Origin of the sequence: Streptomyces sp. Ag109_O5-10 (assembly GCF_900105755.1) — a bacterium.
GTDB lineage: Bacteria > Actinomycetota > Actinomycetes > Streptomycetales > Streptomycetaceae > Streptomyces.
In genome coordinates this window covers 5,946,897-5,965,087 of record NZ_FNTQ01000001.1, presented here as the reverse complement: position 1 = coordinate 5,965,087, position 18,191 = coordinate 5,946,897, and the positions used below count along the sequence as shown (strand labels likewise).

The following is an 18,191-nucleotide window of genomic DNA, read 5'->3' as shown; positions in this document are numbered from 1 at the left end:
GACCCGTGCAGCGATGCCCCGCCGACCGGAAGGGTCGGCGGGGGCATCGCTGCCGGGTCGTCGGTGGGCGTCAGCCGATGTAGCCGGCCACGTCCGCGAGCACGTTGGTGGTGCTGCTCGCGTAGAAGTCCACCTTGCCGTCGGAGCCGACGGGCACGATGACCTGGTTGGCGATCGTCTTGCCCTGCACCCAGTTCAGGTTGGAGGCCGTCGGACGGCTGCCGCCGTCGGCCCAGGCACTGAGGTATCCGCTGCCCGTGGTGCCGGTGACGGTGACGGTCAGCACGACCGCCTTGACGCCGGTGGACGGGATGGCGTCGCGCCCCGAGACCTGCAGGGCGAGCGTCTTTCCGGAGCCCAGCGCCGTCGTCTGACGGGTGTCCAGGAGGCGCAGCGGGGTGACCGTGTGGAAGGCCGAGCCACTGGTGGAGAAGTAGCCGGAGACGTCGGCGATCACATGGCTGGTGCCGTGGACGTAGATGCTGACATTGCCGTCGCTGCCGATCGGCACGACCACCAGGTTGGGGATGGTGGTCCCGGTGGCCGACCAGTTGACGTTGGACGCGGTCGGGCGGGTGGCGCCCTCGGGGTAGGCCTCCAGGTAGCCGCCGCCGACGGTCTGGGTGGCCGTCAGGTTGAGCACCACGGCGGTGGCGGCCGTGGGCACGCCGCCATGGCCGCGTACCTTGAGGCTGATCACCTTGTTGGAGATCTTGGTGGTGGTGGGGATGCCGACCTTGGAGCGGGTGTCCAGCAGGCGGGCCGGGGCCAGCGCCGTGTACTTCGAGCCGGTGGTGCCGCTGGTGTAGTAGCCCTGGACATCGGCGATCAGGTGGGTGGTGCTGCTCGTGTAGAGGTCGACCACACCGTCGTCCGCCACCTTGACGGTCGCCGAGGCGGCGATGGTCTGGCTCGCGCCGGTCCAGTTGAGGTTGCTGGTCGCCGGCTTGCTGGTGCCGTCGGCCCAGGCGATCAACGAACCCGCGCCGGTGGTGCCGGTGACCGTGAGGTTGAGCACGACAGCGGTCACGCCGCTGCTGGGGATCCCCCCGGCTCCCTCGATCTTGACCGGGGCGGTGCCGCCCGCGACCAGGGGCTTCGTGGTCGGGATGGAACTGAGGCCCCAGCCGGTGCCGTTGCGGGTGTCCAGCAGGCGCTTGGGGCTGCTGAGCGGGTGGAAGGTGGAGGCGCCCGTGGCGGCCGTGCCCTTGGCCACGCACAGTGCGGCGGTCAGGCCGGCCTCCTTGGGCGAGCCCAGGCCGGTCACCTCGTCGTAGCCGGCCGCCGCCGTGTAGCCGGTGGCGTACACGGAGTTGTTGCCGCTGGTGACGTCCCAGAAGTTCGTCGGGTAGCTGCTCCGTGCGGCCTTGTACAGGGCGTTGTTGAGGAAGCCGACCCGGCCGTTGGTCTGGCAGGCCGTGCCCGCGTTGGCCTGGACGATCGCGGCGGCCCAGGTCGGGGCCGCCCCGCTGGTGCCGCCGACGAGGCCGGGGACGGGGCTGGAGGACTGGCTGTCGTCCTGGTAGTAGATCGGATACCCGTCGGCCGGGTCCGCCAGAGCGGAGACGTCCGGCACGGCGCGCTTGCTGGTGGTGGCGACACCGCCCTGGTAGACGACGGGAGCCCAGCGCGAGGAGACGCCGCCGCCGGTACCGCCGGAGGCGTTGCCCCACGTCGTCTGGGTCGTGGTGCTGCCCGAGGTGGTCATCGTGGTGCCGCCGACACCGGTGACGTAGGGCTGGCTCGCGGGGTCGTCGACGGCCTTGGCGGTGGAGCCGGTCGCGCGGTAGCAGTCGCTGGAGCCGTCGTCGCCCGAGGCGGCGACGACGCTCTGGCCCTGCGCGGCGGCCTCCGCGAAGACGGTGTTCTCGGCGTTCGCGGTCGCGCTGCTCTCGACCGCCTCGCACTCACCCCAACTGGTGGAGATGACCTGCGCCTGGTCGTCGGTGACCATCCGCTGGTAGACGTCGAGCACGTTCTGGTCGGTCGCCGACGCGGCGTCCGGCCCCTGGTAGTCGATGACGGCGGCGCCGGGCACCAGGCCTATGAGGTCCTCGATGTCGAGCGCGGATTCCACGCCGACCTCTCCGTCGGTGGCCGGCGCGCCGGCCCCCGCCGTCGTGTCGACGTACACGTGGGACACCGAGGTGCTGGTACCGACGCAGGACTGGTACGCGGCGATGCTGCCGGCGTCGACGTTCTCCAGCTCGAACACGGCCACGGTCTGCCCGGCACCGACGGTGGCGGAACTGGTCATCCCGTAGGCGCCGGCCAGCTTGCCGGGGCTGTAGTAGTCGGTGCCGTCGGTCAGGCCCGAGCCGGTGAAGTCGGCGCAGAGAGCCGGGGTGTACGTGTGCGGGGCCACCGTGCGCGCACCGCGTCCGGAGACGGTGGCGCCGGCAGAGCCGTGCCCGCTCGCGCGACGCACCGCGGAGTGGTGACTGCTGACGGTGTTGACGCTGCTCAGGCCGACGATCCCGGTCACCGAGGACGCCACGTCCGAGGGCAGCGAGGGGGCCGAGGTGTTGAGGTAGTCGGTGGTGCCGTCCTTGAGCCGGACGTTGCGGAAACCGGTGCCGAAGGCGTGGGACGCCTGCGCGGCGGTGGCGGTGACCGGGATGGACAGGCCGTCCGGGCTGACCTTGCCGGGAGAGAGACCGGCCGCCTTCAACGCCTTCGAGACTTGCTCGATGGTGGCCCGCGTGGGACCGAAGACCGCGGCGAACTGCCCCTTGGCCAGGTAGTGGTGGTACTGCGGGTTCCCCGGGGTGGACACCGCGGTGACAAAGTCCGCCAGCGCCTGCCGGTCACGCGGAGCCAGGTTCACGCTGAGGTGCAGGGTGGTTCCCGACGCGGTCGCGCCGGTCACCCTCGCACCGGTCGGGACACGCGGGGCCGCCCCTATTCGCTCGGGTGCGCCCGGTCCGGCCGCTCCCCCCTGGGCGACCGCTCCGGTAGCGATCCCGGTGACAGCGACGAGGGCGACGGCGGCGATGGAAGCCGCGGTGATCGCCCTGGCCCGTCTTCCGGTCTTGACTGCCGCGCGTCCGGGACCTCCCGGCGCGGCGTGGACCTTGTTGGCCATGCAGAAATCTCCTAAAAACTGACACACCGCCACATCCGTGTCCGTGGCGGCGGTCGAAGCGTCACTTGGGCCGACAGGTGCGTCCACGCCACAAGGCGCGCAGGAGCTGTCCCCCTTAACCGAAGTGTGGGCATTTCCTATCAGGTCAAGACCGTTACTGACCCTATTCGTTCAAGAATCATGAACGGATCTTTACACCGCCGCGGTGAACCGAGCCTGCGCGACCCTTCCGGACGCCCGTCGCCCTGCGGCGGGAATCGGGCCCGGCGCCACGGAAGGCATCCCCGGCGTCCCGGTCACCGACGGGCCTCTGGAATGCCCCGTACACCGAAGTCCCGGCCGCCGCCGACGTCTTCACGCGGGGCGACGCGTGGACGATGCTCGAGTCCCTACGGACCGACGCCGGTGTCTCCGGGCCGTTCGGCGTCCCCTGCTGAACGACTGGGGTGGAACCCCGGTGCGAGAGCGCCGCAGGTCCTGGTCTCGTGTGCACATGCCGGGTCAGGACACCCACACAAGAGAGGCCCAGCCATGACCGTCCCCCTTCCTCTTCCCGTGGTCTTCATCCACGGACTCTGGCTGCACAGCACCTCCTGGCAGCCGTGGATCGACCTGTTCCGTGCCGAGGGCTACGACCCGTCCGCGCCCGGGTGGCCCGGTGACCCCGGCACCGTCGCGGAGGCACGCCAGAACCCCGAGAGCATCGCCGACCACGGCATCGACGACGTCGTCGCGCACTACGCGACGCTGATCGAGGCGCTGCCCGCGCGCCCCGTCCTGATCGGCCACTCGTTCGGCGGGATGATCGCGCAGAAGCTGCTCGGCCAGGACCGCGCCGCCGCGGCGGTCGCGATCGACGCCGCGCAGATCAAGGGCGTACTGCCGCTGCCGCTGTCCGCGCTGAAGGCGACGCTGCCGGTCTTCAGGAACCCGGCCAACCGGCACCGGTCGGTCTCGCTGAGCGCGGAGCAGTTCCGGTTCGCCTTCGGCAACGCCGTCACGGAGGAGGAATCGGCGGCCCTGTACGAGCGCTGGACCATCCCCGCGCCGGGCAAGCCGCTGTACGAGGCCGCCGCCGCCAACTTCAATCCCCATTCGCCGGCGAAAGTCGACACGGACAACAGCGGGCGCGGCCCGCTGCTGCTCGTCTCCGGCGGCAAGGACCACACGGTGCCCGAGGTCGTCACCCGGGCCACCCTCAAGCAGTACCGGCACTCCGAGGCGGTCACCGACATCATCAACTTCCCCGACCGCGGGCACTCGCTGACGATCGACGGCGGCTGGCGCGAGGTCGCGGACACCGTTCTCACCTGGCTGCGGCAGCAGAACCTGGGGACCGGGCGATGAACTCCCCTGCCCAGGCCGCCGGAACGTCCGGCGCCGACGCGGGCCCGGCCGGGCGGACCGTCGTGGTCACCGGCGCCGGGCGTGGCATCGGACTGGCCGTCGTGGAGGCCTTCCTCGCGGCCGGGTCCCGTGTCGTCGCGGGTTCCAGGGAACGCACCGAGGCCCTCGACGAGCACGTGAAGCGCGGGGCCGAGCTCACCGTCGTGGAGGTCGACCTCGCGACGCCGGACGGTCCGGCCGCGCTGGTCGCCGAGGCGGTGGCGGTCCACGGTGGTGTCGACGTCCTGGTGAACAACGTCGGGGCGGTGCGGCCGCGGGTGGACGGCTTCCTGGGCGTGACGGACGAGGACTGGGAGTGGACGTTCACGGTCAACTTCATGGCCGCCGTCCGCGCCACCCGGGCCGCCCTGCCGCACCTGCTCGCCACCGGCGCGGGACGGATCGTCACCGTCTCCTCGGTCAACGCCCGGCTGCCGGACCCGCTGGTCATCGACTACGGGGCGGCGAAGGCGGCGCTGACCAACTTCTGCAAGGCCCTGTCCAAGGAGGTGGGCCCCCGCGGTGTGCGGGTGAACACCGTCGGTCCCGGACCGGTGGAGACGGCACTGTGGCAGGGCGCCGGCGGCGTCGCCGACACGGTCGGCCGGTCCCGGGGCGTCGACCCCCGGGAGGTGGCCCGCGGCGCGGCCGGCCAGTCGGTGACCGGCCGCTTCACCCGGCCGTCGGAGGTCGCCGACCTCGTGGTCTACCTCGCCGGTCCCCGGGCGGCGAACATCACCGGCGCCGACTTCGTCATCGACGGCGGCCTCGTGGAATCCCTCTGACCCGCCGTCACGCCCAACCCACGAAGGGAAACCGACATGCCGTACATCACCGTCGGCCGGGAGAACTCCGCCGACATCGAGCTGTACTACGAGGACCACGGGAGCGGGCGGCCCGTCGTGCTGATCCACGGCTATCCGCTGGACGGCCACTCGTGGGAGCGGCAGCTCCCGGCGCTGCTCGACGCGGGCCACCGGGTCATCACCTACGACCGGCGCGGCTTCGGCCGGTCGTCACAGCCGACCACGGGCTACGACTACGACACCTTCGCCGCCGATCTCGACGCGGTGCTGACCGGGCTGGACCTCACCGACGCGGTACTCGTCGGCTTCTCCATGGGCACCGGGGAAGTCGGCCGCTACCTGGGGACGTACGGATCGCAGCGCGTGGCCAAGGCCGCCTTCCTGGCTTCCCTCGAACCGTTCCTGCTCAAGACCGACGACAACCCGGACGGCGTCGACCGGTCCGTCTTCGACGGCATCCTGGAGGCGGTCACGAAGGACCGCTACGCCTACTTCACCAGCTTCTACGAGGCGTTCTACAACCTCGACGAGACGCTCGGCAGCCGGATCGGCGAAGAGGCGGTGCGGGCGAGCTGGAACGTGGCGGCGGGCGCCTCGGCGTACGCGTCGGTGGCCTGCGTGCCCACCTGGATCACCGACTTCCGCGCGGACGTCGCCAGGATCGACGTACCGGCACTGATCCTGCACGGCACCGCCGACCGGATCCTGCCGGTCGACGCCACCGGGCGGCCGTTCCACGCGCTGCTCCCCTCGGCCGAGTACGTCGAGATCGAGGGCGCCCCGCACGGCCTGCTGTGGACGCACGCCGAAGAGGTCAACGCCGCGCTGCTGGCCTTCCTGGCCAAATAGCCGACCGGTGTGGAACACGACCCGTCGGCGCGGCCGGCGCCGACGGGAGGCGGACGCGAGGAGGCGGCGATGACGGGTTCCGGAGCGTCGAGGATGACGGATCACGACGGCGTCCCGCTCGTCCACGGCCGGCCCCTGGTCAACGGGGTCGATCTGCACTGTGCGACGGGCGGCAGCGGCGACCCGGTCGTCCTGATCCACGGGGTGCCGAAGACCATGTTCTTCTGGCGCCACGTCATCCCGCTGCTCACCCCGCACCACACGGTCGTCGCGGTGGACCTGCGGGGGTTCGGCGGCTCCGGACGTCCGGTGTCCGGGTACGACACGCGAACGCTGGCCGCCGACGTCGCCGCGCTCATGGCGGCGCTGGGACACGACCGGTACCGGGTGGTGGGCGAGGACTGGGGTGCGGCCGTCGCCTACGCCGTGGCGGCCTTCCACCGCCCGGAGGTCGTGCAACTCGTCTTCCAGGAGACCCGGCTGCCCGGCCTGCCGGTTCCCGCCCTCGGGGCGCTCGCCGCCGAGGATCCCCGCACCGGCTGGCACCGCTCGCTGTTCGGCCTCCCGCACTACCCCGAACTGCTGATCGCCGGCCGTGAGCGTGCCTTCTGGACGTACTTCATGCGGCGGATCATGTGGGATCCGAGCGCGTACACGGACGCCGACGAGGACGAGTACACCCGAGGGCTCGAAGAACCCGGGGGCAACCACGCGGTGTTCGAGCTGTACCGGGCGACCGACACCGACGCCGACCAGAACCGGCCGCAGTTCGCGGTCCCGCTGGAGTGCCCGGTGCTGGCCGTCGGGGGCCGCGCCTACCTCGCCGCGGAGCCCGGGGAACAGATGGCCCAGGTCGCGGTGAACGTCACCCCTGTGGTGATCGAGCGGGCGGGACACAACATCCCGTTGGAGGCACCCGCCGAACTCGCGCGCCACTACCTCGACTTCTTCGCGGCCGCGGGGGAATGACGGCTCAGCTCCCGCCCACCGGGTCCGGTTCGCCGATCCGGCGGGGGATCTGCCTCCGGGAGGTGATGCCGAGCTTGCGGAACACCTTGTTCAGATGGAACTCGACGGTCGAGGCGGTGACGAACAACCGTGTCGCGATCTCCCCGTTGGTCAGCCCCGAGGCGGCCATGGCGGCCACCTGCCGCTCCCGCGGTGTGAGATCGAACCTGGTCTCCTCGGTCCGTCTGCGGGCCGTCTCGCCGGTGGAGAGCAGCTCGGTCCTGGCCCGCTCGGCGTAGGGCGCCGCGCCGAAGGCGTCGAAGCTCTCGTACGCGGCGCGCAACTGCTTCCTGGCGTCGGCGCGCCGCTTGCGGCGGCGAAGCCACTCGCCGAACAGCAGTTGGGCGCGGGCCCGTTCCAGGGCCAGCGGCCCCTGCCCCAGCAGGTCGACCGCCTCCTGGTAGAGCTTCTCGGCGTCGTCCCCCCGGGCCGCCAGTGCCCGCCCGAGGGCCAGGGAGCCCAGGGCCCACGGGGTACCGGCCAGCGGCGCCCGTTCCTCCAGCCGGCGCAGGGCCCGCGCCACGCCGTCCCGGTCACCGGTGCGGACTCCGGCCTCGACGAGCAGCGGCAGGACCAGGTTGCCGCAGGTCGGCGGGTCCTGCTCGAAAACCGCCGACGCGTGCTGCAGCGCCTGCGGGTAGTGGCCCTGCCCCAGCTCGAACAGGGTCAGCGCGTGCTGCGCCATCAGCTGGAGCACACCGTGGCCCATGCTCCGCATCCCCGCGGTCCGCCGCACCGCCGCCCGCAGTTCGGCCTCCCGGCCGGTCAGGGCGAGCAGGTGGAGCCTGTTGACGTCCCCACCACCGGGGAACCCGGTGACAGCCGCGATGTCGTCGAACTCGGCGTAGCGGGCCTCCGCCGCCGCGAACCGTCCGTCCAGGAGGTCGTAGCGCGCCTCGACGAGCAGGGTGATGCTCAGTGCGTACAACGCGCCGGCGTCCCGGTCCGCCGCCGCCAGGCGGGCGGCGAGTTCCCGCCCGGCCGGGCCGTCCCACAGATCGTCGCAGGCCATCAACAGCATCACCGCGAACGGACTGTGCGCGTCCCCGATCCCACCGCCGCCCCGCAGCACGTCCAGAGCGGCACGCAGCACGGGCGCGCCGCGCTCGTACCCCTCGGCCACGCGCCGCCCCAGACCCTCCATGAGCAGGTCCCGGCCGCGCACCGCGGAGTCCTGGTGGAGGCGCGCGGCGACGACGGCCGCCCCCACCTCGGTCAGCGACGTGCCCCGCACGGTGTCGTGGGCGACCAGCGCGGCGTGCAGTGCCTCACAGAGCAACTCCCAGGTCAGCCGCGGGTCCTGCGGGCCGAGCCGCGTCACGGCGTCCAGCAGCATCGCCGGGACGTCGGCGACGGCGAGCCGGAACATCTGTGTGGTCGCCCGCATCCGCAGCTCGCGGGTGCGCATCACCGGGTCCCGGATGTCGGCGCCCGCCCGTTCCAGCGCGGCGCCCGCCGCCGGTGCGTCGCCGGACATCAGGTGGGCCTGCGCCGCGTCCAGCAGCCGCTCGGCCCGCCGGTCCGGGTCGCCGGTGAAATCGGCGGCGCGCGACAGGAACAGGGCCTGCTGGGAGTGGCCGCCGCGGGAGCGGGCTCGCTCGGAGGCGGCCTCGAGGTCGTCGGCGACGTCGTCGGCCACGCCCTCGGCGGCCTCGGCCCGGTGCCAGGCGCGGCGGTCGGCGTCCGTCGCGGGGTCGCAGGCGGCGGCCAGTGCGGCGTGCGCGCGGCGGCGTTCGCCGGGTTCGGCGGCGGCGTAGACCGTCGATCGGATCAGGGGGTGCCGGAAGTCCGGCGGTGTGCCAGGGCCGAGGATTCCCGCGGCGACCGCCGGCTCGGCGGCACGGGCCGGCAGCCCCAGCCGCCCGGCGGCCCGCCACACCGTGCCCGTGTCGTCCGAGGGGGCCGCCGCGAGCAGCAGCAACAGGGCTCCGGTGGTCGGCGGCAGGGAGCGGACCAGGCGCCGGAAGTGCCCCTCCAGCAGCGGGCCCACCGGCAGCGGATCGGGCAACGGGGCGACACCGGAGAGCTGTTCGGCGGCGAGGGTGCCGGCCAGTTCCAGCAGGGCGAGTGGATTGCCGCCGGTACCGGCGACGATCCGGTCGGCGACCGCCGGGTCCACCCGCCGGTCGCCGATGGCGAGCAGGGCCTTGGCATCCGGCTCCGGCAGACCGGTCAGGGTGTGCCCGCCGACCGCGTCGGACAGGGCGTTGTCACCGAGTCCGTCGCGGACGGCGATGATCAGGCCCAGGGAGTCGGCGTGCAGCCGGCGGGCGGTGAACGCGAGCGCGTCGGCCGACTCCCGGTCCAGCCAGTGCGCGTCGTCGAGCAGCATCAGCAGCGGCTGCTCGGCGGCGGCCCCGGACAGCAGGGTCAGCGTCGCCAGCCCGACCAGGGAGCGGTCCGCGGGCGGTCCCGAGACGAGGCCGAGGGCCGCCTCCAGCGCGGCCCGCTGTGGTCCGGGCAGTCGGCCCGTCCGGTTCAGGAACGGCCGCAACAGCCGGTAGAGCGCGCCGAAGGCGAGATTGGTCTCGGGCTCGACCGCGGTCAGCCGGACCACGCGGAGTTCCGCGGCCCGGGCCGCGGCGTAGCCGAGGAGCCGGGTCTTGCCGATCCCGGGTTCGCCGGTCAGGACCAGGGCTCCGCCGAGGCCGCCGCGCACCGTGTCGAGCAGTCGTCCGATGGCCTCGCGTTCGGGGTGGCGGCCCACCAGCGGCGGCTCGGATGCCGGCTGGACGCCGTTCCACCCCATGGGACCGCTCCCCTCCTGTGGATGTCCTGACATGGGGAACGCTAGGAACGCCGCGTGGCCGGAAGCGAGCGTCATGTGACGGTGGTCAGCGCAGTGCGCCGACCACCGTCCGCAGCTCGGCGCGGGAGGTCACGCCCAGCTTGGGGAAGATCCGGTGGAGATGCGAGCTGACGGTGCGGTGCGAGAGGTAGAGCCGCTGGCCTATCTCGCGGTTGGTCAGACCGTCCGCGGCGAGCCGGACGATCTGCAGTTCGTGGGCGGTCAGCTGGTCCCGGGCGTCCGGGGCCCGGCGGCGGCTGGTCTCGCCGGCCGCGCGCAGTTCCTGGCGGGCCCGCTCGCCCCAGGGGATCGCGCCGAGCGCGTCGAACATGTCGCGGGCGGCCCTGAGGTGGTCGCGGGACTCGACCCTGCGCCGCCGGCGCCGCAGCCATTCGCCGTAGGCCAGGTGGGTCCGGGCCCTGATCAGCGGCCACGCGCCGAGGTCGGCGCCCAGCGCGTCCGCGAAGAGCGGGTCGGCGTCATCGTCGGCGGCCAGCAGGGCCCGGACCAGACGCAGTTCGGCGTGCAGCACCGGGGCGGGGGTCACCGTGGCGACCTCCTCCAGCTCCGCCACGATCGGGAGTACGTCCGCCGGCCGCCCGCAGTGCGTCGCCGCGTCGACGAGGTCGCCCACGGCCGTCAGCCGCAGGGCGATCTGGAACGCGGGGTCCGCCGGATCGTGCAGCCTGCGGAAATGGCCGAAGGCCTCCTCGAACCGGCCCGCGCCCAGCGCGGCCAGCCCGCGTGCCGTGGTCGCGGTGGCCAGCACCGGGCGGGCCCCGGCCGGCAGTCCGATCCGCTCCGCCTCCTCGGCCAGCCCCAGGGCGGTGTCGATCTCACCGCGCAGCGCGGCCAGCTTGGCCGCGGTGGCCGTCATCAACGCGTACATCATCGTCTGGCTGGTCTCGTGCGCCAGCCTCCGTGACTCCGCGGTCGCGGCGATCGCCGCGCCGAGGTCGCCGACCACGAGAGCGCTCCACGCGTCCGCGCCGACCGTCCGGGCCAGCAGCCCCAGGCGTCCCTGGGCGCGCAGCGGTGCGCCACCGGCCGCCGAGAACGCCCGCGCCAGGTGGAAGCCGCCGACGAGCAGCGAGGCGGTGCTGAGCATGCGGTAGGCGCGGCCGTCGTCGCCCTCCTGTTGGGCGGCGCGCCGGGCACGGTCCAGGACGTAGGCACCGCGGTCGACCGGCGCGGCGTAGGCGCAGATGGCCAGGCGCCACGGGTCGAGTTCGTCGAGCTCCAGCCGCTCCACGGCCTGCAGGACCGTGCGGCGGACCGCCGGGCCCGGGTCGGTCCAGAAGCACAACTGCGCGGCGCTCCACAGGATCCGCAGCGCCAGCGCACGGTCCTCCGCGGCCATCTCCGCGGCGAGTGCCGTCAGCGAGTTGGCGCCGGAGGAGTGGCTGAGCAGTCCCTCGTCGAAGCTGCCGCGGAGCCAGACGACCGTGGCGTGCTGCCGTCGTGACAGCGGCCCGGTGAGCGCCTGGTCCAGCAGCCGGGTCACGGTCTCCGGGCGGCCGAGCTCGACGGCGAAGTCGGCGGCCCGCAGCAGCCGTTCCGCTCGGCGGTCGGCGTCCTCGCTGAGCGCGGCGGCCTGTTCGAGGGCCGTGACGGCCGCGGCGATGCCGCCGCGGCGGGCGGCCCGGTGCGCGACGTCCTCCAACGCGGCGGCGATCGTCTCTTCCGGGGCGTGGGCGGCCGCGGCCCGGTGCCGTAGCTGCCGGTCCGGGTGTTCGCCGAGCACGTCGGCGAGTGCGGCGTGCGCGGTGTGCCGGACGTCGACGGGCATGGTCTGGTGGATCGCCGACCGCATCAGCGGATGCCCGAACCGCACTTCGGTGCCGACGACCCGGACGAGCCGGGCGCGCACGGCCGGCTCGAGGTCCGCGGGCCCTGCCGTCACGCCGGTGAGCCGCCGGGACGCCCGGCAGATCTCGGTGAGCGACGGGCCGTCGTTGAGAGCCGCGACCCGCAGCATGCCGCGGGTGATGTCGGGCAGGGTCTCCAGGCGGTCGGTGAAGGCCCGTTCGAGCCGTTCGGTGAGCGGCAGCCGGGGCAGGTGCGGATCGGCCGACGCGCCGAGGGTGCGGGAGAGTTCCGTCAGGGCCAGGGGGTTGCCTGCGGCCTCGGCCAGCAGCCGGTGGTGCGCGGTCGGCCGCAGCTCCGGGGCGCGTGCCGCGAGGAGTTCCGTGGCCTGGCCGTCCGTGAGCGGGCCCAGCGTCACGGAGATGAGTTCGTCGGAGTCCAGACGCGACCGGTAGCCGTCGCGTGCGGCTCCCACCACGACCACCGGCTCGGTGCCGATCCTGCGCGCGACGAAGGCCAGGACACTGGCGGTGGCGTCGTCGAGCCACTGGACGTCGTCGACGAGGACCAGCACCGGTGCGGCCGCGGCCGCGTCGGCCAGCAGGTTGAGGACGGCCAGACCTACCAGGAAGACGTCGGGGACACCTGCCTCGGCGTGCCCGAGAGCGGTGTCCAGCGCCTGCCGGTGCGGCGCGGAAAGATCGGCGGCTCCCGCGGCCAGCGGGCGCAGGACGAGCTGCAGACCGGCATAGGGGATGTCGCTCTCGGCCTCGGCACCGCTGGTGCGCAGGACCCGGTGGCCCTGGCGCTCGGCGAGGGCGGCGGCCTCGGCGAGCAACGCCGTCTTCCCGATGCCGGGAGCCCCGCGGACCAGCACCGCGCTGCCGTGGCTGCGCGGCTCGGCGAGCAGCCGGCGCAGCAGATCCAGCTGGTCGTCCCGGCCGATGAGCTCCACGTTCCCCCCACCGACCGGGTCCCCGGGCCCGGTCTTCTGGAAGGTCAGGTTACTGCTCCCCCGAGCCGGGCCACCAATCTGGATTGACTAATCCAGAAAGTGGGCTACTCTTTCGGCATGGCACGCACCAGGGAATTCGACATGGACCAGGCGACAGACCGCGCCATGGACCTGTTCTGGCGCCGCGGCTACGCCGAGACCTCTCTGCAGGACCTGCTGGGGGAGCTGGCCATCGGCAGCGGCAGCTTCTACGCGGCCTTCGGCTCGAAGGAACAGCTCTACGTCCGCGCCCTGGAGCGCTACACCTCGCTCCAGGGCGGCGACCTGGAGAAGGCCCTCGACGGGACGGCCGAGATCCGGCCCGCGATCCGCAAGGTGCTCGGCTCCATGATCGAGGCGGACCTGGCCGACCCCACCCGCGGCTGCCTCGTGGTCAACGCCTCGACGCAGTGCGCCGAGCAGCCCGCGGCGGCGGACCGGGTCACCGCCGCCATCCGGCAGGTCGAGTCCCTGCTCGCCGGCGCCCTGGAGCAGGCACAGGCGCGGGGCGAGATCGCCCCGGACAAGGACCCGAGGAAGCTGGCCCGGTTCCTCACCACGTTCATCCAGGGGATCCGCGTCGTCGGCCAGGCACGCACGGGCAGGGAGTTCACCGAGGACGCCCTGGACACCGCGATGCGCGCACTGGACTGACCGCCACCGGGCAGGCCCCGGCCGCGCGGCGTCCGCCGCCCGCACCGGCGCCACTCATACCGTAATTATGTATTGATCAATCCAGAAAGAGACTGTCATGGAACTGCACCTCAAGGACAAGGTCGCCGTCGTCACCGGAGCCAGCAAGGGCATCGGCCTGGCCGTCGTCGAGAAGCTGGCCGGCGAGGGCGTCAAGGTCGTGGCCGGCAGCCGCTCCTCCACTCCCGAACTGGACGCCCTGGTGGCCCGGCACGACGTCACGTTCGTGCCGGTCGACCTGTCCACCACAGCGGGCGCCGAGTCCCTGATCCGGCAGGCCGTGGAGCGCCACCGGCGCCTGGACATCCTGGTCAACAACGTCGGCGCCGCCGAACCGCGCGAGTCGTTCCTCAAGGTCGACGACGCCGGCTGGCAGCGGATCTTCGACCTGACCTTCTTCAGCGCCGTCCGCACCAGCCGCGCCGCCCTCCCCCATCTGATCGCGGCGGGTGACGCGGCCATCGTCAACATCAGCTCGATCAACGCCCGGCTGCCCTTCCCCATGGTGGTCGACTACTCGGCGGCCAAGGCCGCACTGACCAACCTCAACAAGTCCCTGTCCGAGGAGTTCGCGCCCCAGGGGGTGCGCGTCAACGCCATCGCCCCGGGCCCGGTCCGCACGCCGTTCTGGACCGCGCCGGGCGGCTTCGCCGACGCCACCGCCGCGGCCGCCGGGGCCACCGCGCAGGAGGCGCTGGACGTCATCGTGCCGCAGAGCATGGGCATCACGTCCGGACGCATCAGCGAGGCACACGAGGTCGCCGACCTGGCCCTGTTCCTCGCCTCCCCCCTGGCCGCCAACATCACCGGCACGGAGACCCTCGTCGACGGCGGCCAGACCAAGACGCTCTGAGGCCCGTGCGCACCGAAGCCGCGCGCACCGTCCAGAACCCGACCTCGCAACCCCGACCCGCAACCCGACCCAAACGGAGAGAACAAATGTCGGTCGACGCACCGATCACCCCCGAGCCGCTGCTTCGGCTCGGCCTGGGCTTCATGGCTTCCAAGACTCTGCTGAGCGCGGTGGAGCTGGGAGTCTTCACCTCGCTGGCCGCCGGCGGCCGCGACCGTGAGTCCCTCGCCCGGGAGGTGGGCCTGCACCCCAGATCCGCCGCGGACTTCCTCGACGCCCTGGTGTCGCTCGGCGCGCTGGCCCGCGACGAGGACGGCACCTACCGCAACACCCCCGCCGCGGACGCGTTCCTGGACCGGGCCAAGCCGTCGTACGTGGGCGGCATCCTCGAGATGGCCGGCGCACGCCTCTTCGGCTTCTGGAACAACCTCACCGACGCGCTGCGGACCGGCGCCCCGCAGAACGAGGTCGCGCACAGCGGTGCCCCGTTCTTCGCGACGCTGAGTCAGGACCCGGTCGCCTGGCGCACCTTCCTCAACGGCATGAACGGCGTCAGCACACCGCTCGCCGCCGCCCTGGCCGCCGACTTCGACTGGACCGGCCGCCGCCACGTCGTCGACCTCGGCGGAGCACTCGGCGCCGTGCCCGCCGCCGTGCTGCGCTCCCACCCCGGCATCACCGGCGGCGTCCTCGAACTTCCCCCGGTCGGCCCGGTGTTCGAGGAGTTCGTCGCCGCCCACGGCCTGACCGGCCGCCTGACCTTCCACGGCGGGGACTTCTTCTCCGACCCGCTGCCCGAGGCCGACGTCTACGTCATGGGGCAGATCCTCCACGACTGGCCCCTGGAACAGCGTCGGTTCCTGCTCCGGAAGGCCTACGACGCGCTGCCCGAGGGCGGCACCCTCATCGTCTACGACGCCATGATCGACGACGAGCGCCGCCACAACACCTACGGCCTGATGCTGTCGCTCAACATGCTCATCGACACGGAGGGCGGATCCGAGTACACGGTCGCGGACCTCACCCAGTGGCTCCGGGCCGCCGGCTTCGCCAAGGTGGAATCCCGGAGCCTCGTCGGCGGCTACACGGCCGCGTACGCCACCAAGTGACCTGTCCCCAGGAGCACTAGGAGGACGCCCGCGCCACCAGGGCCGTCGGCAGTACCGCGTGCCGCCGCTCCGGCCCCCGGGCGGCGGCCGGACGCCGGTCGGCGATCTCGGCCAGCAGCAGATCGATCATCGCGCGGCCCATCCCCTCGATCGGCTGGCGGACGCTCGTGAGCGGCGGATCCATGTGCCGGGCGATGGCCGAGTCGTCGTACCCGACCAGTGCCACGTCCTCGGGGATACGGCGGCCCGCCACGCGCAGCACCTGGCGGGCGCCCGCCGCCATCACGTCGGAGCCGGCGAACACGGCGTCGAGGCCGGGCTCGCGCTCCAGCAGCCGGGCCATCGCCCGCCGGCCCCCCTCCTCGGTGAAGTCGCCCGGCTCGATGAGGAGTTCGTCCGCCGTACGGCCCGCGTCGCGCAGGGCGTCGCGGTAGCCGTCGACGCGGCGCTGGGCTCCGTACACGTCGAGCCGGCCGGTGATGTGGGCGATGGTGCGGCGGCCCCGCGTCAGCAGGTGCTCCACGGCCGAGCGGGCGCCGCCGTAGTTGTCGGAGTCCACCGAGGTCAGCGTCTCCTCCGCCGAGCGCGGGCCGCTGATCACGGCCGGGATCTCCAGCTGGGCGAGCAGGTCGGGCAACGGGTCGTCGGCGTGCACGGACACCAGCAGCACCCCGTCCACCCGGTGCGCGGCCAGGTACTGGGCGAGCCGGCGCCGCTCGCGGTCACTGCCCGCGAAGATCAGCAGCAACTGCATCTCGGTGTCGGAGAGTTCGGCACCGACGCCGCTGAGCATGTCGGAGAAGTACGGCTCCGCGAAGAACCGGGTCTCCGGCTCCGGAACGACCAGCGCGATCGCGTCCGTGCGGTTGGCGGCCAGCGCGCGGGCTGCGGTGTTGGGGACGTAGCCGAGTTCGTTGACGGCCGCCTCCACGGCCGCGCGGGTGGCGTCGCTGACCCGGGGCGAGCCGTTGATCACGCGCGACACCGTGCCGCGGCCCACCCCGGCGCGGGCGGCGACCTCCTCCAGGGTCGGCCGCCGAGTACCTCGGCCCCGCTCACCCTTGACCGTCATCGTCGCCGCCTTCCGTTCGCAGCCTTCAGGCCAGGAAATGTAACAGCCGTGACCCGGCAGCTCCGGGCCCCGTCGCCCCCGCGGGGCCGTACCGTCAGCCCTGCTCGCCGGCGCCCGGCAGGGCGTTCCGGCGGATCACCTCCGCGTACCAGTGTGCGCTCGCCTTGGGGATGCGGCGCTGGGTGCCGTAGTCGACGTAGACGGCGCCGAAGCGCTTGGAGTAGCCGTAGGACCACTCGAAGTTGTCCAGCAGCGACCACAGGAAGTAGCCGCGTACGTCCGCTCCGTCGGCGACCGCCTGCCGGACGGCGTCCAGGTGGGAGTGGAGGTAGGCGATCCGCTGCGGGTCGTTCACCCGGCCCTCGGGCGAGACGTAGTCGTCGAAGGCGGCGCCGTTCTCGGTGACCATCAGCGGCAGCCCCGGGTGCGAGGCCGCCAGTCCGGTCAGCAGGGTGTGCAGTCCGGTCGCGTCGATGGCCCAGTTCATCGCGGTGAGCTGGTCGTTGGCCAGGTGGAAGGCGACGTCGTCGGCGCCCGTCCACGGCGAGTGGGCACTCGCGCCGTGACCGTCGTCGCGGGTGCTGGCGCCGTCCCCGGCGGCCGCGGAGACCACGGTCGGGGAGTAGTAGTTGACGCCGAGCAGGTCGATGGGGCGGGAGATCTCGGCGAGGTCGCCGTCGTGCACCAACTCCGCCCAGTCCACGAGGTGCGCGGTGTCGGCGAGCAGGTCCTCGGGGTAGGCACCGTCCAGGATCGGGCCGGTGAAGATCCGGTTGCCGACCGCGTCGATCCGGCGGGCGGCCTCGGCGTCCGCGGCGCTGCCGGTCAGCGGGCGCACCTGGTGCAGGTTGAGGGTGATGGAGGTCTGCGCGGTCGACGGCAGATTCTCCCGCAGCGCCCCGATCGCCAGCCCGTGGGCCAGGTTGAGGTGGTGCGCGGCGCGCAGGGTGGCGGCCGGATCCGTGCGCCCCGGGGCGTGCACGCCGGAGCCGTAGCCCAGGAAGGCGCTGCACCAGGGCTCGTTGAGGGTGGTCCACACCCCGACGCGGTCGCCCAGGGCGCGGGCCATGATCTCGGCGTAGTTGGCGAAGCGGTGCGCGGTGTCCCGCTGCGGCCAGCCGCCCGCGTCCTCCAGTTCCTGGGGCAGGTCCCAGTGGTAGAGGGTGGCGACCGGGGTGATGCCCGCTTCGAGGAGTTCGTCGGTGAGCCGCCGGTAGAAGTCCAGGCCGCGCTCGACCGCGGGCCCCCGTCCGGTGGGCTGCACCCGGGACCAGGAGACGGAGAACCGGTAGGCCTGGAGGCCGAGGTCCTTCATCAACGCCACGTCGTCCTTGTACCGGTGGTAGTGGTCGGCGGCGATGTCACCCGTGTCGCCGTTGCGGACCCGGCCCGGGGTGTGGCTGAAGGTGTCCCAGATGGACGGCGTCCGGCCGTCCTCGGCGGCGGCGCCCTCCACCTGGTACGCGGCGGTGGCGGCCCCCCAGACGAAGCCGGGCGGGAAGGAGGTGTCTGAGGCCGACTGGGCAGTGGTCTCGGTTCGTACGGCGGTCATGGTGAGAACGCTCCCGAAGTGGCGTGGGTAAGGGGGGAAGAGAGAAGGGGGGCGGGCCGGCCCGGTGCTGTCGCGGGCGGGGCGGCCGGGACGCGTGCGGGCGCCCCGGCCGGGTACGGGCCCGCCCGGGACGGCCCCGTACGGGACGGAGGTCGCGCGGGGCGCCGGGCCGTGCGTGGGGCGCCTGCCC

The 18,191-nt window shown here is 73.0% G+C and carries 12 protein-coding genes; 7 read left to right on the top strand and 5 right to left on the bottom strand.

Going from position 1 to position 18,191, the window contains the following annotated elements:
* Nucleotides 1-70: 70 nt before the first annotated feature.
* Nucleotides 71-3,085, bottom strand: a complete 3,015-nt coding sequence (locus tag BLW82_RS27290) for a S53 family peptidase (protein WP_093502658.1) — start codon at nucleotides 3,083-3,085, stop codon at nucleotides 71-73.
* Nucleotides 3,086-3,616: 531 nt separating this feature from the next.
* Here BLW82_RS27290 and BLW82_RS27285 point away from each other — a divergent pair.
* The 4 genes from BLW82_RS27285 to BLW82_RS27270 all read left to right on the top strand — a co-directional run bounded on the left by BLW82_RS27285 (nucleotide 3,617) and on the right by BLW82_RS27270 (nucleotide 7,095).
* Complete coding sequence (locus BLW82_RS27285) at nucleotides 3,617-4,432, top strand: alpha/beta hydrolase (RefSeq protein ID WP_093502656.1); 816 nt, start codon at nucleotides 3,617-3,619, stop codon at nucleotides 4,430-4,432.
* Entirely contained in the window at nucleotides 4,429-5,256 is an 828-nt protein-coding gene (locus BLW82_RS27280; protein WP_093502654.1) for an SDR family NAD(P)-dependent oxidoreductase, read from the top strand. Before BLW82_RS27285 ends, BLW82_RS27280 begins: the two co-directional genes overlap by 4 nt.
* 36 nt (nucleotides 5,257-5,292) lie before the next feature.
* The gene (locus BLW82_RS27275; RefSeq protein WP_093502652.1) at nucleotides 5,293-6,126 is read left to right on the top strand and encodes an alpha/beta fold hydrolase; all 834 of its coding nucleotides are present in this window, start codon (nucleotides 5,293-5,295) and stop codon (nucleotides 6,124-6,126) included.
* 93 nt (nucleotides 6,127-6,219) lie between these two features.
* Complete coding sequence (locus BLW82_RS27270) at nucleotides 6,220-7,095, top strand: alpha/beta fold hydrolase (protein WP_256215970.1); 876 nt, start codon at nucleotides 6,220-6,222, stop codon at nucleotides 7,093-7,095.
* Between the two features lie 4 nt (nucleotides 7,096-7,099).
* Here the strand turns inward: BLW82_RS27270 and BLW82_RS46080 are convergent, their stop codons facing one another.
* The gene (locus tag BLW82_RS46080; RefSeq protein ID WP_093502648.1) at nucleotides 7,100-9,883 is read right to left on the bottom strand and encodes a helix-turn-helix transcriptional regulator; all 2,784 of its coding nucleotides are present in this window, start codon (nucleotides 9,881-9,883) and stop codon (nucleotides 7,100-7,102) included.
* A gap of 85 nt (nucleotides 9,884-9,968) precedes the next feature.
* Nucleotides 9,969-12,683 (bottom strand): AAA family ATPase, encoded by a 2,715-nt coding sequence (locus tag BLW82_RS27260; RefSeq protein WP_093502646.1) that lies wholly within the window; start codon nucleotides 12,681-12,683, stop codon nucleotides 9,969-9,971.
* Between the two features lie 117 nt (nucleotides 12,684-12,800).
* Between BLW82_RS27260 and BLW82_RS27255 the strand changes: the two genes are divergently transcribed.
* From BLW82_RS27255 to BLW82_RS27245, 3 genes are all read left to right on the top strand, one after another.
* On the top strand, nucleotides 12,801-13,376 hold the full coding sequence (locus BLW82_RS27255; RefSeq protein WP_093502644.1) for a TetR/AcrR family transcriptional regulator: 576 nt from the start codon (nucleotides 12,801-12,803) through the stop codon (nucleotides 13,374-13,376).
* Between the two features lie 97 nt (nucleotides 13,377-13,473).
* Entirely contained in the window at nucleotides 13,474-14,268 is a 795-nt protein-coding gene (locus BLW82_RS27250) for an SDR family NAD(P)-dependent oxidoreductase (RefSeq protein WP_093502642.1), read from the top strand.
* Nucleotides 14,269-14,354: 86 nt separating this feature from the next.
* Nucleotides 14,355-15,377, top strand: a complete 1,023-nt coding sequence (locus BLW82_RS27245) for a methyltransferase (protein WP_093502640.1) — start codon at nucleotides 14,355-14,357, stop codon at nucleotides 15,375-15,377.
* Between the two features lie 16 nt (nucleotides 15,378-15,393).
* Here the strand turns inward: BLW82_RS27245 and BLW82_RS27240 are convergent, their stop codons facing one another.
* Nucleotides 15,394-16,449: a LacI family DNA-binding transcriptional regulator gene (locus tag BLW82_RS27240; protein ID WP_093502638.1), complete on the bottom strand. Its 1,056-nt coding sequence runs from the start codon at nucleotides 16,447-16,449 to the stop codon at nucleotides 15,394-15,396.
* 94 nt (nucleotides 16,450-16,543) lie between these two features.
* Nucleotides 16,544-18,001, bottom strand: coding sequence for a GH1 family beta-glucosidase (locus BLW82_RS27235; RefSeq protein ID WP_093502636.1), 1,458 nt, complete (start codon nucleotides 17,999-18,001; stop codon nucleotides 16,544-16,546).
* Between the last annotated feature and the right edge of the window lie 190 nt (nucleotides 18,002-18,191).

Coding starts and splice junctions, on each gene's coding strand:
- BLW82_RS27290 (WP_093502658.1), bottom strand. CDS start 3,085: ATGGCCAACAAGGTCCACGCCGCGCCGGGAGGTCCCGGACGCGCGGCA.
- BLW82_RS27285 (WP_093502656.1), top strand. CDS start 3,617: ATGACCGTCCCCCTTCCTCTTCCCGTGGTCTTCATCCACGGACTCTGG.
- BLW82_RS27280 (WP_093502654.1), top strand. CDS start 4,429: ATGAACTCCCCTGCCCAGGCCGCCGGAACGTCCGGCGCCGACGCGGGC.
- BLW82_RS27275 (WP_093502652.1), top strand. CDS start 5,293: ATGCCGTACATCACCGTCGGCCGGGAGAACTCCGCCGACATCGAGCTG.
- BLW82_RS27270 (WP_256215970.1), top strand. CDS start 6,220: ATGACGGATCACGACGGCGTCCCGCTCGTCCACGGCCGGCCCCTGGTC.
- BLW82_RS46080 (WP_093502648.1), bottom strand. CDS start 9,883: ATGGGGTGGAACGGCGTCCAGCCGGCATCCGAGCCGCCGCTGGTGGGC.
- BLW82_RS27255 (WP_093502644.1), top strand. CDS start 12,801: ATGGCACGCACCAGGGAATTCGACATGGACCAGGCGACAGACCGCGCC.
- BLW82_RS27250 (WP_093502642.1), top strand. CDS start 13,474: ATGGAACTGCACCTCAAGGACAAGGTCGCCGTCGTCACCGGAGCCAGC.
- BLW82_RS27245 (WP_093502640.1), top strand. CDS start 14,355: ATGTCGGTCGACGCACCGATCACCCCCGAGCCGCTGCTTCGGCTCGGC.
- BLW82_RS27240 (WP_093502638.1), bottom strand. CDS start 16,449: ATGACGGTCAAGGGTGAGCGGGGCCGAGGTACTCGGCGGCCGACCCTG.
- BLW82_RS27235 (WP_093502636.1), bottom strand. CDS start 18,001: ATGACCGCCGTACGAACCGAGACCACTGCCCAGTCGGCCTCAGACACC.